The organism is Candidatus Sororendozoicomonas aggregata, from assembly GCF_031528575.1.
Taxonomy (GTDB): domain Bacteria; phylum Pseudomonadota; class Gammaproteobacteria; order Pseudomonadales; family Endozoicomonadaceae; genus Endonucleibacter; species Endonucleibacter aggregata.
Genome location: NZ_JAVLSP010000099.1, coordinates 1 through 13,520, shown reverse-complemented (window position 1 = coordinate 13,520; position 13,520 = coordinate 1). Strand labels below are relative to the sequence as shown.

Sequence of the window (13,520 nt, the reverse complement as noted above, 5' to 3'; positions counted from 1 at the left end):
AATCACTATATCCGTTATTAGGCATTAGCCTGGTATCCCAAGAACGCCTTCAGGCTGTTTTGGGTATCAAGCTATTGCTTGTACTCGGATCAGCCAAAATGATAATGAAGTCCACTATCTCAAAGTCATTATGGATGAAATCTTTGGAAGAAAGAATTTTATATCTAATTCCATATGGCAAAAAAAATATGCTCCATCGAATGATGCAAATTCACTGAGTGAAGACCATGATCACATTTTGATTTATGCGAAAGATAACAGGTCGTGGATACCAAACAAAATCAAACGATCTGACTCAGCGCTAAAAGCCTATAAAAACCCAGACAACGACCTGCGTGGACCATGGAAATCCAGTGATTACACATGCGACAAAAATAGTGCCGAGCGCCCAAACCTCTACTACCCTGTAATGCACCCTATTACTGGCGAAGAAATATGGCCAAAAAAAACAGCTGTATGGAGATACAAAAAAGAAACTCACTTTGATCAGTGTAAGAATGATTTGGTTTGGTGGGGAAAAAATGGCAAAAATAAAGTACCTGCATATAAGAGATTTTTGTCATCAATTGACACAAGCGCACCCCATCAGTGCAGACTTACCACAAGTACCACAAGTACCACAAGTACCATCAAGGGTGTCTCTGAATGTCCCCTTACTGCACGATTATTCCCATCGCTATCTACTTTGGTGTTCTGGTGGGCATCAGCAAGTTGACGGCCGGGAAAAAAGATAATCAGACCTTCTTCAAGGCCAACAAAAAAGCGCCATGGTACCTGGTTGCCTTTGGCATGGTGGGCGTTTCACTCTCTGGTCTTACCTTTATTTCTGTCCCTGGCGCCGTTGAAAGCAATAGCTTTTCTTACCTGCAAATGGTCATGGGGAATGTCGTGGGTTACTGGTTAATCATGTGGGTTTTGCTGCCGCTTTACTACAAAATGAACCTCACTTCGATTTATTCGTACCTGGGCAGTCGATATGGCAAACGATCACAAAAAACTGGTTCTTTTTTCTTTCTTCTGTCGCGAGTTATTGGCGCTTCCTTAAGGCTTTATCTGGTGGCTCTGGTCTTGCGGCCGCTGATCTTTGCCCCCTTGAACATTCCTTTCGCGGTAACCGTTGCCATTACCATTGCCCTTGTGTGGCTCTACACCCACAAAGGCGGCATAAAAACCATTGTCTGGACGGATACCTTGCAAACATTTTTTTTGCTCGCCGCCATGCTGGTCTTCGTGTTCTGGCTTTCAGGGCAACTCAATGGCTTTGGCGCTGCCTTTGACCAGTTATCTGAACAAAACCTTTCACAGGTCTTCTTCTGGGAAGTCAACGATGGCCGTCAATTCTTCAGGAGTTTTCTGACCGGTATCCTGATGACTCTGGTTATGAATGGCCTTGATCAGGACATGATGCAAAAAAACCTGACTTGCCGCAGTTTAAAAGAGGCGAATAAAAATATGTTTTCCCTTAGCCTCATCTTTTTTATTGTTAATGCGCTCTTTCTTTTCCTCGGTGGTTTCCTGACTCTCTACGCTCAACAAAAGGGTATTGACGCTAAGGGTGACGAACTCTTTGGGGCTGTGGCCCAGCAGGCGTCCGGTTTTTTTTACGTGATGTTTATCCTCGGTGTTATCGCGGCAACCTATTCCAGTGCGGACTCTGCCCTGACCTCATTAACAACGGCTTTTTGCGTGGACTTTCTGGCCATTGAAAAAAGGCCGACGGATCAACAAATCGCCCTGAGAAAAAAAGCGCATATAGGTTTTAGCGTTGTTCTGTTTGTCGTTATTCTTATTTTTGGGTCGCTCAATAATCGCGGTTTGATCTTTTTGCTGTTTACCGCGGCAGGGTTTACTTACGGGCCGCTTTTGGGGATGTATGCCTTTGGCTTGTTCACACGGAAAAAGGTCTCTGATCTTTTTGTTCCGGTGATTGCTGTTTTGTCGCCTGTTGTGGCGTACCTGATCAAGGAAAACGCTGTCAGCCTGTTTGGTACGCGGCTGACGTTTGAAATTCTCTTAATTAATGGTGCCATGACTTTTATTGCCCTTTTTCTGATGAGTAAGGGGAATGTTGAGGAGGATACCTGATTCAATTACCCGGGTTGATTTTGGTGCATTTGTTTTGAATGATTACCACAGGTAGCCTCATCGAGTACCGTTGAATCATTCATTTTTACTGTGATTGATAAGGATCAGCAGGCTAAAAGTAAAAAAATAGTTTACTTGGCCTGTTTTGAAAGCACTTGATAACCCGCTTTAATTACCCTTCTTATCGACTTGTGAACGGGGAATGCTTGAGCGTATTGCGCTGATTATGGAGACCCTGAACACGTTGGGTGAGAAATTAAAAACCACAACGTTAATTCGTTCTGTGAGAGATTATTTTTGGTGTGTCACGGTAATGCATTACAGTGAGCGTGCTTAACCATTTCTTTAAATTTTTTTTGAAATAAAAAAATATTTTATATTAATAAATGATATTTAAATAAAATGTAAGCATTCAGTAATATAGTGGCTATCTTATTTTGCAGGCCATTGGTTTTCTCCATGGCTCAATAATTATTTTTGCACATGCGTGCACTTTTAAGGGGCAGTCACTGTTTATTTTATCGAATGATAATCCATAAAAAAAAATAGTGCTGACTTCTAATGCCAATTGAATACACCGAGGTTTGAGTGTGATGGGTGATCGATTTGTAGAAGGTCGTCGTTTCAACAGGACGCGTCTTTGTGGTGCCATATCAGTTATTGTATTGGGTATGAGCGGCTTTGCTCAGGGTAATCCTCCCGATGACGCTCAATCCGGAGATGACAGAGAGGCACGGCAGGATGGGCTCTTGAACCGACTAGGTGAACCGTTGATTCGTTTAGGCGACGCTATTTTCAGGCAGGGTAAGATATCAGCGGATATCGGTGATCTGGAGGGTAGGTCGGCTGCTAATGATCGTCATATTGCTGAGCTGGACCGTCAAATTGAACGAGTGCGGCAAGCGGGAGAAGAGGGATACGAAGCAGTGCTTGCTCGTCTTCATACTAACCGGAGAAACTTGCAGGATATCAAAAGCAGTTTCGAGGATGATATTCACGAAAAAATGCATGAACTCGCTGGGGTAGAGGAAGATAAAACCCGGTGGCTTCAATCCATTGATGGGCAAATCCCGGGGGCTGCCACTGTTAATTTGCTCGGTGCGCATATTGGCCATAGTGAGTCGCGGCAGCGAGCTCGTATCTCTGCTGAAATTGCCCGGTATGAGCAAGATTTAAGGCAATTGAGGGAGACTTATGAGCACGCCCAGACTCGGCATGCTGAACAACAGGCATTAATCCAGGAGTTGGAAGGTAGACGTGTTAACTTGTCGGATCAGGTGGTAGATCTTCAGAGGTACATAACAGAGCTTCGAACTGCACAAGGTGAAATTACCCGGGAAATTGACATAGATAAGCGTGCCAGGGATCAACTGACTACTGAGTTGGAGGCATTGACAACAGCCTCTGGACTTAATCCAGATAATTTTAGAGGTTATGTCGATTCAATAATGACGCAACAATGTTATGATGAAGAAATCGCCAAGGTCAGGCGTGAAGCTGATCATTGGCAACGGGTCTCTGACCAGAACCTGCAAGATATCCATACATTGAAAGATGAACTTGCCGTCGCGAGGAACCAGCTCGACGCTATAGCGGATGAGCGGGATCAAGCACTTTGCGCAGCCCGAGAGGCCGCGGAAAGAGCACAGGAGTATGCTGATCGGCACCACCGTTCATATGGCGACTTCCCCCTTATACCTATCGACCCATCCCGACCTCGACATGGGGCTGCGCCCAACGAACTCTCGTCATTGGTTGCCGCAAGTATCAAGTCAAGCGTGGACATTACCCGTGAATCTGACAGCAGGGTAATGTCTCGTCTGACGTCACCTGACGAGCAGGGGGCGTTTTCAGTGGCTTCTGGTAAGGCCACTGGTGATAGCTCTGATAGTATGGGTTTTTGGGGTAGCTACCTCCACCGTGATGGCTCCCAAGATAGCGATAGCGGCGATTTTCTAAAGTATTCGATCAAAGTCAACGGGATTGTTCTGGGTGTGGATGGGAATATTAACGACCAGTTCAAAGCAGGTTTCGCCCTTACTTATGCCAAGGCTGACGCAAAGCCCAATAACTTCAATGCAGGTTCGCAGAGCGTGAAGGGTGATCACTATATAGGCACTTTTTACGGCGGGTGGAGTGAAGGCCCCTGGTTTGCCAATGCTCTGCTCAGTTATGCGGAGGGAAACAATGATTACAAGCTTATGAGCAACTCTTTTCATGAACCTGTAAAGGGAAAAGAGTTTAAAGGCAGTGGCGATACGAGTGCCTGGAGTATCACCATCGGCGGTGGTTATAACATGCCTGTTAATAAAGAGTGGGTATTCCAGCCCCAGGCACAGTTTAACTATATGAACCTTGGCGTCGATAAGTATAAGCTCAAATACAGCAATACCACGTTGGAATTTGATGCGAAAACTTTTCGCGTCGCCGAGCTTGGCGTGGGTTTTGGTATGATGGGTAATTTTCCCATGGACAGTGGCGTGTTGAAGCCTGAACTTAAATTAATGGGCTTCTATGATTTTGAAAATAAAAAGTATGACTATGATTTTACGGGCTCCGATTGTACACAAAAGTATTCTCTTATTGTTAATGGCCGAAAACGTGACCAGGCTCGTGGCATTGCCGGTGTAGGTTTGAACTATTCTGTCGATGAAAGCATATCTTTGGGTTTAGGCTGTGACTATAATTACAGTAAGCACTATAAGGCTCATGTATTGAAAGGAATGGCCAGTTATTACTTCTGATGAACAGCTTAGACTAGATCAGTAATAAGCCCATTAGCGAGAAAACCCTGTGCAAGCAGGGTTTTTTATGGGGTGACCCTGACCATAGAAGAAGTAGTAGCCGTTTGAATAAACAGGCCTTAGAAAACCGATGCCGTTCATTAAATAACGGACTATTCGTTTCTTAAAATTGACCTCTCTTTCTCCCTTTATCTTATCTTTGGAGGTTACGCCAAAGCCATCTGCTTTTATCAAATAATGGGGTTAAGGTAATAATACCAATCGCATTTTCTAAATCCCCTATTTCGCCGGTTACCTGAGCGTAAATAATCCTGCGTTGAAGCTCCTCACCATAGCTACAGCTAGAGCTGTTAAGCGCTAATACCCATACGGTCGTCATTCCCGCGAAAGCGGGAATCTACCAGAAAGTGGACTCCCGCCTTTGCAGGAGTGACCAAAGTGATGGTTGTATGTATATTAACGCTTGTTTGCACTAGAGCCTGGTCACTTCGCCTTGTCCTTCCGCCGAGGTAGCGCCATGCTCATAACGGGGTTAGAAAGTTTGATTGGTATAATGCTTGAAATCCCAAAAAGCGCACTGGTAAAAATAGGTGACGGTGGTCATGATTGCATTGAACGACAGCTTATGTACAAAAAATATTTTATTGGAATTACAAAATAATTTTTATACCATTCATTCTTAAAAAATAGGAAGAAATTATTATTACAATGTACAGCAGTTATAATTATAAATCACCCAGCTATATACCTTCAACGGTTACAACTTTATTGCATGAGGTAACCAAAATGAGAAGAATATTACTGACTCTTGCCACCTTTAGTTTCACGCTGTTTTTTGCAAACGCTGGGTTTTCTGGTGGTAAGGATGAAACTTTGTTAGTACATTTTTATAACAATATCGATTATACACGCAAAATAATAGCCAGTAACCTTGAGCATGGTTCTTGGCTTAGTGAACCAGTGGGTGGAGTGATAGTCCCGCTATTCTCCTCACAAAAGCGACTTTTTATCCTCCATTTCTCGCAGTCCTCGCTACGGGCAGGCTTTTAAGACTGCTTCTTACAGTTTTGGCGTGAGGAATCGACAAAATCTTTCCGCACTCTCAAATGGGGATCAATATTGCGGTATTTTTAGTGTAAATAAGCATCTGGTTGTTACCAACAAACAGTTTCAGCATGCAAAATTTTGTAATACATACGGTATTGCGGAAGTCACTTTGAGTATAATTTGAGCATAAAGAGGTAGCTAACCTCAATAATCGGCAGTGGCTGATTGTGGAAAGCCCCATTTGACGTTACGGGCTGAAATCTCTATAGTTCGCATCCGTCAAACGGGCGCTCGTAGCTCAGCTGGATAGAATACCTGGCTACGAACCAGGCGGTCGGAGGTTCGCATCTTCCCGAGAGCGCCAGTTTCAGCAATTCGTTTTACGCATCCGTAGCTCAGCTGGATAGAGTACCTGGCTACGAACCAGGCGGTCGGAGGTTCGAATCCTCCCGGATGCGCCATCATTCTTTCCTGAAATGTTTATGAGTCTCTTCTGTGAGAGTTTTTTGTGGCGTTGATTGCTCACCTCAAATAGCCCCTTAAGATCATCATGGTGTCCAGAAGCAGTATACCATTTCATGCTATTGTTATGATGTTTTTCAGTTCTTCTGGTATACATGCTAGCCTGAATGCTCAGTAGTGCTGTTTTCTGTCCGGCGGCAACTCAATACTTTCTAAATAAGAAAAAATACCATGCTTCCCATTTCCTCCCTCTTTTCCTTTTTTATTGTGCTATGCCTTATGGTGTTTCTGCCCGGTTGCCAGTCATTACCCGAATCAGGTATCACTGAGGCATTAAGCAGGCGCCTGACCTATTATCCGTCCACCGCCATAAACAGCCTGCCTGTTTCTACATGGCTCTATGAAGGCCCGAAAAAAAGCAATGTGGTCAGGGTGTATATTGAGGGAGATGGGCGGGCATGGGTGCGGAAAAGTCGCATGTCAACAAACCCTACCCCAAAAAATCGACTTGTTCACGCATTAATGCTCAAGGATAAAAAAACAGATATTGCCTACCTGGGAAGACCCTGTCACTTTCAGCAAAACGGACTTTGTCACCCCAGGGTATGGACATTTGATCGCTATAGTGAGGATACATTAAATATAATGAACAATGCGTTATCAGCCATCAAAAAAAAACAGAATTATCAAGCCATAGAGCTTGTTGGCTTTTCTGGCGGGGCAACCATCGCGCTGCTTCTGGCCAGCCAGCGTGATGATATTGCCTCGGTGCGCACCATTGCCGGAAATCTTGACCCTGCCTACACCAATACCCTGCACAAAGTTACCCCTATGCCCTCAGCGCTAAATCCTGCTGATTACATTGATACTCTGAAAAATATCCCACAGTATCATTTTGTTGGCGCTGACGATCCTATCGTCAAGCCTGCTATTGTTAATCACTATCTTTCCCGGTTTACAGACATGTACTGCATACAGTTCAAGATACTGCCCGGCGTAACGCACCATAAAGGCTGGGTAGATCATTGGGAGCAACTACTCAGTGAGTCTCCTCACTGTGTCAGATAAAAGTACTAATGTAACCTTGCTTTGACAATCTCTGAGGGGGCGTGAATTTCTTTTTTAGGAACCTGACCGAGAATAGCGCCCTTAGCGAGGATTGCGAGAAATTGAGGATAAAAATTTCTGCTTCTGAGGAGAATAACGGGGCTATTTGACGAAGAAGCAGGAATTTTTAGACCAATTTATCGCAACCGCAGTAGGGTAGTCTATTCTCAGTCAGGCTCCTAGACAGCGCGGTGCCTTGGTTTAGTGCCTCAATTGATTGTAGCTGGATATACCCTTGGTATGACTTTCAGGGGTCTGTTGATCCAAAAAGGTTGCCGTTATCAGAAGAGATACTGTTGGCATATTTTTTTATGATCATTAAAAAAGCCCTGCTTGTTTAAAGCAGGGCTTTTTCATATGGCGCGCTCGGGAGGATTCGAACCTCCGACCGCCTGGTTCGTAGCCAGGTACTCTATCCAGCTGAGCTACGAGCGCGTTTCTTGCTATCGTGTAAGCATGGCGGTGAGGGAGGGATTCGAACCCTCGATACGGCTACAAACCGTATACTCCCTTAGCAGGGGAGCGCCTTCAGCCACTCGGCCACCTCACCGGAATGCGGGCTATCTTACCTTTATCATTTTCTTTTGCAAGTACTTTATCCACGAAATGGCGCTATTTAACCTGAATTCAGGTTATCAGGTTAAAGGAACGGTGGCTAAACAGCGAAAGTATACGCTGGCATTGGGCATTACCAAATTTCACCTGATGGTATCACTCGCACAAAGCAGCGATTGTTGTACAAATCCCCACTGGGATCAAAACTTGCCTGAAGCAGGGTACCGCCCGATGCTTGTTGAATTTCCTCAAGGCGTAACCTCATGGCCAATGTAAATGTACTGCCATCTTTAACGCCAAAGACATGTTCGTTTGTAACATAATTTATAACACTTGAGAATATGGCAAATTCTACATTCATACCCGCGCCCACGGAATAGCTTTGTTTGTAATGATCAGAACCGAGGGAGAGTTTTTGAACTTCTTCTCCTTGAAACCACCACGTTTCCCCTGACATACACCATGCGTCGAAAATCAACCTAACCAATTCCTGGTTCAAAAAAGCTGACAACCCTTCAATATTTCTTCTCACCCAGGCAAACTCGTCTGTGCTCGTTAGTTCTTCCCATTTACGAATGCTTTCTTTCAAACTTTCTGGGTCGCTAACCAGCTTACCACCGACGTAATACTCCGCACGGGGTAAATCAACATACATGGCACCAGACATACCCGTCCCTGGTTTGGCCTCTTTAATGGTAGTATTAATCAACTGTATCAAATGACTTTTGAAGGCAAAGGAAAGAGGCCTCCTGGATTCGAACCTGTCAGACACGGAGGGCACAGGAACTGAAGGAAAAAAAGGACGACGTTTAAACATAGACTGACCTCCGGGTGACAAACACACTGAGCGACTATCGTAACGCTAATGTGCCTCTGACTGTGTACACAGCGCCATCACTATACGTTGTTGCCAGTCTTTTTTTTCTTTGTCACTGGGAAGCTTTTTCAACGTATCCTGAAACACGTAGATCATGGCTTGCAGAATACTGTGTTCAGGGTATTCAAGATTTTCGAGCTGACGAATGATTTCTACCGCGAGGGCAATATCTTCTGGGGTGTTGTCCATGAGCTACTCTCCTTGCCAACGGTACAGACTGAGGTTTATTTTGCCGGCAACCAGCGCTACTCCTTCTGCTTCGAGCCGAGTTCGCTGTTTAGCGTACTGTGAAGATCCCTGGGGAAATGAAATATGTCCTTTGCTGTTAATTACCCGGTGCCAGGGTAAATGGGAGCCGGCAGGCAACTGCTTTAAAATATTGCCAACGACTCTGGCTGAGCGCGGTGAACCCGATAGCTCTGCCAACTGTCCGTAGGTAACCACCTTACCTTCTGGTATCAAACTAAGGGCTGTCCACACTCGCACCGGGTCAACAGGGGATGACACAAATATACTCCGTTTTACCACATAAACCCTTATCCTACCTGATTGTGTGGCTTATAGTCGAAGCCCGCCATCCACCTCAATAATTCGGCCATTGATATAGCTATTTTCAATAATAAAAGCGACAGTGTCGGCAATATTAGCGGGTGAACCCATATGGCCGAGGGGAATGCCCGCATTTATCTTTTCCTTGAGTTCAGGCTTCATGGCTGCTGTCATTTCTGTTTCTATCATCCCAGGGGCAATGCCCGCACAACGAATACCATGACGGGCAAGCTCTTTCGCCCAGGTCGTTGTCAAAGCGGCAACGCCGGCTTTAGCGGCAGAGTAGTTACTTTGTCCAAAATTACCGGCCCTGGATATGCTGGAAATATTGATGATGACACCGTTTGAACCTTGTTCGATCATACTGGCCGCTACTTCCCGGCCACACAGAAAAACACCAGTCAGGTTGACATCAATGACTGCCTGCCACTGTTCAAGGGGGAGTTTGTTGACAATGACACCTTTTTTTGTTTTGACCAGTAAACCATCACGTAAAATTCCCGCATTATTAATCAGGCCATTGAGGGCGCCTTGTTGCTCAACGCAACGCTTGACCATATTTTCAACCTGTTGTTCATCAGCGACATCTGCTCCGATGGCGAAACAATGACGCGAGTATTGTTTACACTCAGTCAAGGTGTCACTCAAACTTTCTTCATGGCGATCAACCAGTGTCAGGGTCGCGCCTTTTTGGGCGAGACCTTTGGCCATAGCCCTGCCGAGACCTCTGGCTGCACCGGTAATGAGAATATGTTGGTTTTTTATCGTCATGGATGAGACCTTCTAATGAATACAACGCCGTGAGCAAGGTGCCAGTAAAGTACCGAGGTGAAACCTCAATAGGAGCCTGTCGGACTTATGCTTTCGAGCATAAAATTCAGTAGGGCGAGTCAGAATTTTCGATCAATTTGTGCGAATAGTTGACCTATTTAAGCAAATTGATCGGAAATTCTGGCCGCGCTTTCTCGCACTTCCTGGATTTTAGGCCGAAATTGTCTTAAGCCCGACAGGCTCCTAGTGCCTATGGAACAGCATAGCGCACAGCAATTCTGTTGATAATAATTCTCATTACAGTATAATCTCCACGTTATTTTTATTCTATCTTTAACCATAAAACAGCTTTGGCAGAAGGCTGTATTTATAGAGAGTTGATAGTATGCGATCAACAGAGACAAGAAAAGCGGATATGCCGATAGAAGCTGATAAATCTTTCACTAAAGAGCAAGCCGCATTTGATGCGCGAGCATTGCTGCTTGATGAGTACAGCGGTGTGATGTCCACACACTCTAATGACGTACCAGGCTATCCTTTTGGTTCGGTGATGCCCTATTGCCTGGACGGTGAAGGCCGTCCTGCCATTTTGATTGCCAATATTGCCCAGCATGCCAAAAATATTAAGCAAAACCCAAAAGTCTCCCTGATCGTGCGACAAAGTAATATTGATGATGTACACCTTGGTGGACGCATTACCTGGATTGGGGATGCTCAGTTGATTGAAGACAGTAAAGAGGAGGCATTGATCGCAGAGCGCTATTTCTCTTATTTTCCTGCATCCCGCAGCTACAGAACCATTAAGGGTGATCAGGCAAATCACAATTTTCGCTTTTATCGCATTAACTTTGTTCGTGGGCGCTTTATCGGAGGTTTTGGTAACATATTCTGGGTGAAGCCGGCGCTGTTTCTGAAAAAGAACCCATTCTACGGTGAAGTGGAGCAGGCCATGGTGAAGCACATGAACGAAGACCATCTGGACGCCATGTTGAAATACTGCAAGGTTAGCAATATCGAGCTGCCTGAAGGTATTCAGCCAAAAATGGCAGGGCTTAACAGTGAAGGTATGCACCTGCGTATTGGGCGTAAAATTGTCTTTATTCGTTTCCCGAAAGAAGCATACGAAGCAATGGCAGTGCGTCAGCAGCTGGTGGCGATGGCTAAGGCTGCCTGAAGCGTTTTTAACTGGGAGCCTGTCGGGCTTAGGCTTTCGAGCATGAAATTCAGTAGAGCGAGTCAGATTTTTCGATGGATTTGTGCGAATAGTTGACCTGTTTAAGCAATTTCATCGGAAATTCTGGATTTCAGGCCGAAATTGCCTTAAGTCCGACAGGCTTAGCAACGTTCACATCAACAATCGTAATATTTTGCTTCTTGTCAGGGGACTCGTTATTGTAAGAAGAAACGTTTAATCAGCGAAACACCTCCGGTCTATAGTTATTACGGGGTAAAGAAGTGTAATCACTTTTCCATGATTCTAACTAAACCGGGAGGTTATACCTGATGACAGATAACTCCAATACGTTATCATTATCACCCGCTGAAAAAAACACGCTGCTACTTTGGGGCATTGTTGGCATTTTATTAGCCGTTGCCAGCCTTTATTTTCCTGGTAACTCGGTCGTCTTCAACTACCAGGCAGGGGCTGAGCGCTGGCTGAGGAATCAAGACCTATACGCGGGCCCTGAAGGGTATTTATACCTGCCCCAGTTTGCCATGCTGTTTAGTCTGCTTCCTGCCAAACTGGCGCTTGCGGAAATTGGCTGGAACTGGTTTCAGTTATCCGTGATGGTCAGCGGTTTATTCTATTTCTCCCGGCTGTTAAACACAGGGGAAGAAAAATCGTTCTTCCCATTGCTTTCCCTGGCCGTTCTGATTATCGGCTGGACCACCTTTCGTAATGGTCAAGCAACGATTCTTCAGTTGGGGTTAATGCTCTGGAGCATTGTGCTACTCGAAAATCAGCGATGGATGCTGACAGCAGCAACCTTGATTGCAGGATTAATCAGCAAGCCGGTCTTTATTGTCTTTTTTCTGGTGGTTATCTTTTTTTACCGCAATCTGTGGTGGCGTCTATTACTCTTTGGCGGGTGTGCATTTCTGGTAACGGTAATAATCAAAGGCGTTGACTATACACTCGCTCAGCACCTTGGCTTTATCACAATGGTTCAACAAGCCCTGTCCTACGGCGAAGGCCATGAGAAAACCAACTGGGCACACTTTTTTGCTATTTTCCCTCAGGTCGCTGGCATATGGGTGCCACACAAAATACAACTCATCACCCGTCTTTTATTTGCCGTCCTTGTCCTGGTGGCTGTGGGTGTCGCTCGAAAGCGCCGCTCATCGGCAATGGCGGGCTATTACCTGTTTGCCCTGTCGGGCTGTTACCTGATGCTGTTTAATCCTCGCACCGAAACCAACAGTTTTGTACTGGTTGCACCAGCCATTGGCTATTGGGTGGCTATTTCCAAACACCGATTTCAGGATAAAGCCTATCACGCTTTTTGTTGGCTGTTTGTCATCAGTTTTCCATTTGCCAAATATGTCAGATTGATCACACCGGGTATGTGGGCTTGGGGAAAACCCATGATTACCGTCTTCTTCACCATTTTTTTGGTGAAACAGCTTTTTTCAAAAGAGGATTTAAAAGAGTGATGCCCATCAAGCTTGCTAATACCAACGGGCTTTTCTAGCTATGGTGTCAAATTTTTCTGAGCCTTATAAGGCCAGGATCTTTGTATCCGTCTACATACCCCATCATTGCTCATGCATTTGCAGGGGTTAATCCCATAGGTCTGGTATTTCGGAAAATCCCTCACCCGGGTCTAAATTCATATAATCTCTAACATCTACATCATGAAAAAAAGTAGATGTTATCGGACGATTGTTGTCTGGTAAACCTGACTGAGTATTCAAGTCACTATTGATTACCTCTAACACATCTTGAAATTGACGTTCTGTTTCTTCTTGCAAAACCGTTGTAACGACCGCGCCTGGATGCTGCTGCGTAGTGACCGTGGTTGTGGCTGTGGCTGTGGCTGTGGCTGTGGTAGTTAAGGTCGCTATGGAAGATACAGTGGTAACAAAATCAGCGCTTGTTTGTATTGTATGGGTTGTAGAGATGGCGACCCGTCCATCGGGTAGCGGCTGTCTCATTGTCTCTATGGAGCTGGAACCCGTAGCACCAGGTATACAGCCCTTCGAGCCACTGAGTCGGGTGAGACCGCTCCCTTGTAAAAATACTGTCCCCCAGTCGGGGCCGTTGTTTGTTGACTCATCCGGATGGAGTCTTTGCATGTGCCGCTGGAATTCGGGTTTAACTG

The 13,520-nt window shown here is 45.2% G+C and carries 13 protein-coding genes and 3 tRNA genes; 9 read left to right on the top strand and 7 right to left on the bottom strand.

Annotated features, from left to right (window positions below):
- The 7 genes from V4C51_RS15105 to V4C51_RS15080 form a co-directional block, all read left to right on the top strand.
- Nucleotides 1-218 (top strand): hypothetical protein (locus tag V4C51_RS15105; RefSeq protein ID WP_330927011.1); only part of this gene is annotated, 218 nt, incomplete at its 5' end.
- The gene (locus tag V4C51_RS18070; protein ID WP_420797681.1) at nucleotides 131-715 is read left to right on the top strand and encodes a site-specific DNA-methyltransferase; all 585 of its coding nucleotides are present in this window, start codon (nucleotides 131-133) and stop codon (nucleotides 713-715) included. The genes V4C51_RS15105 and V4C51_RS18070, both read left to right, overlap by 88 nt.
- A complete protein-coding gene (locus tag V4C51_RS15100) occupies nucleotides 646-2,085 on the top strand; it encodes a sodium:solute symporter (RefSeq protein WP_330927010.1) in 1,440 nt (479 codons plus the stop codon). Before V4C51_RS18070 ends, V4C51_RS15100 begins: the two co-directional genes overlap by 70 nt.
- 202 nt (nucleotides 2,086-2,287) lie before the next feature.
- On the top strand, nucleotides 2,288-2,422 hold the full coding sequence (locus V4C51_RS15095; RefSeq protein WP_330927009.1) for a hypothetical protein: 135 nt from the start codon (nucleotides 2,288-2,290) through the stop codon (nucleotides 2,420-2,422).
- Nucleotides 2,423-2,678: 256 nt separating this feature from the next.
- Nucleotides 2,679-4,829 (top strand): autotransporter domain-containing protein, encoded by a 2,151-nt coding sequence (locus tag V4C51_RS15090; protein ID WP_330927008.1) that lies wholly within the window; start codon nucleotides 2,679-2,681, stop codon nucleotides 4,827-4,829.
- Nucleotides 4,830-6,260: 1,431 nt separating this feature from the next.
- Nucleotides 6,261-6,337, top strand: a tRNA-Arg gene (locus V4C51_RS15085).
- 232 nt (nucleotides 6,338-6,569) lie between these two features.
- Entirely contained in the window at nucleotides 6,570-7,406 is an 837-nt protein-coding gene (locus V4C51_RS15080) for an alpha/beta fold hydrolase (protein WP_330927007.1), read from the top strand.
- A 397-nt stretch (nucleotides 7,407-7,803) separates the two neighbouring features.
- Here V4C51_RS15080 and V4C51_RS15075 read toward each other — a convergent pair.
- The 6 genes from V4C51_RS15075 to V4C51_RS15050 all read right to left on the bottom strand — a co-directional run bounded on the left by V4C51_RS15075 (nucleotide 7,804) and on the right by V4C51_RS15050 (nucleotide 10,197).
- Nucleotides 7,804-7,880: transfer RNA gene (locus V4C51_RS15075), tRNA-Arg, on the bottom strand.
- Between the two features lie 22 nt (nucleotides 7,881-7,902).
- A tRNA-Ser gene (locus V4C51_RS15070) sits at nucleotides 7,903-7,995 on the bottom strand.
- A 138-nt stretch (nucleotides 7,996-8,133) separates the two neighbouring features.
- Nucleotides 8,134-8,817, bottom strand: coding sequence for a hypothetical protein (locus V4C51_RS15065; protein WP_330927006.1), 684 nt, complete (start codon nucleotides 8,815-8,817; stop codon nucleotides 8,134-8,136).
- Between the two features lie 45 nt (nucleotides 8,818-8,862).
- Entirely contained in the window at nucleotides 8,863-9,066 is a 204-nt protein-coding gene (locus tag V4C51_RS15060; RefSeq protein ID WP_330927005.1) for a hypothetical protein, read from the bottom strand.
- A 3-nt stretch (nucleotides 9,067-9,069) separates the two neighbouring features.
- On the bottom strand, nucleotides 9,070-9,384 hold the full coding sequence (locus V4C51_RS15055; protein ID WP_330927004.1) for an MGMT family protein: 315 nt from the start codon (nucleotides 9,382-9,384) through the stop codon (nucleotides 9,070-9,072).
- A gap of 51 nt (nucleotides 9,385-9,435) precedes the next feature.
- The gene (locus V4C51_RS15050) at nucleotides 9,436-10,197 is read right to left on the bottom strand and encodes an SDR family oxidoreductase (RefSeq protein WP_330927003.1); all 762 of its coding nucleotides are present in this window, start codon (nucleotides 10,195-10,197) and stop codon (nucleotides 9,436-9,438) included.
- A gap of 385 nt (nucleotides 10,198-10,582) precedes the next feature.
- Here V4C51_RS15050 and V4C51_RS15045 point away from each other — a divergent pair, with 385 nt between their 5' ends.
- Nucleotides 10,583-11,371: a HugZ family pyridoxamine 5'-phosphate oxidase gene (locus V4C51_RS15045; RefSeq protein WP_330927002.1), complete on the top strand. Its 789-nt coding sequence runs from the start codon at nucleotides 10,583-10,585 to the stop codon at nucleotides 11,369-11,371.
- Between the two features lie 329 nt (nucleotides 11,372-11,700).
- Nucleotides 11,701-12,852 carry a hypothetical protein gene (locus V4C51_RS15040; RefSeq protein ID WP_330927001.1) on the top strand — a complete coding sequence of 384 codons (1,152 nt, stop codon included), beginning with the start codon at nucleotides 11,701-11,703 and terminating at the stop codon, nucleotides 12,850-12,852.
- A gap of 126 nt (nucleotides 12,853-12,978) precedes the next feature.
- Here the strand turns inward: V4C51_RS15040 and V4C51_RS15035 are convergent.
- A partial coding sequence (locus V4C51_RS15035) for a hypothetical protein (RefSeq protein WP_330927000.1) occupies nucleotides 12,979-13,520 on the bottom strand: 542 nt, incomplete at its 5' end.

Bases quoted from the DNA above. Each gene is read 5' to 3' on its own strand.
- V4C51_RS15095 (WP_330927009.1), top strand. From the start codon at position 2,288: ATGCTTGAGCGTATTGCGCTGATTATGGAGACCCTGAACACGTTGGGT.
- V4C51_RS15060 (WP_330927005.1), bottom strand. From the start codon at position 9,066: ATGGACAACACCCCAGAAGATATTGCCCTCGCGGTAGAAATCATTCGT.
- V4C51_RS15080 (WP_330927007.1), top strand. From the start codon at position 6,570: ATGCTTCCCATTTCCTCCCTCTTTTCCTTTTTTATTGTGCTATGCCTT.
- V4C51_RS15040 (WP_330927001.1), top strand. From the start codon at position 11,701: ATGACAGATAACTCCAATACGTTATCATTATCACCCGCTGAAAAAAAC.
- V4C51_RS15100 (WP_330927010.1), top strand. From the start codon at position 646: ATGTCCCCTTACTGCACGATTATTCCCATCGCTATCTACTTTGGTGTT.
- V4C51_RS15090 (WP_330927008.1), top strand. From the start codon at position 2,679: ATGGGTGATCGATTTGTAGAAGGTCGTCGTTTCAACAGGACGCGTCTT.
- V4C51_RS15050 (WP_330927003.1), bottom strand. From the start codon at position 10,197: ATGACGATAAAAAACCAACATATTCTCATTACCGGTGCAGCCAGAGGT.
- V4C51_RS15065 (WP_330927006.1), bottom strand. From the start codon at position 8,817: ATGTTTAAACGTCGTCCTTTTTTTCCTTCAGTTCCTGTGCCCTCCGTG.
- V4C51_RS15045 (WP_330927002.1), top strand. From the start codon at position 10,583: ATGCGATCAACAGAGACAAGAAAAGCGGATATGCCGATAGAAGCTGAT.
- V4C51_RS18070 (WP_420797681.1), top strand. From the start codon at position 131: ATGGATGAAATCTTTGGAAGAAAGAATTTTATATCTAATTCCATATGG.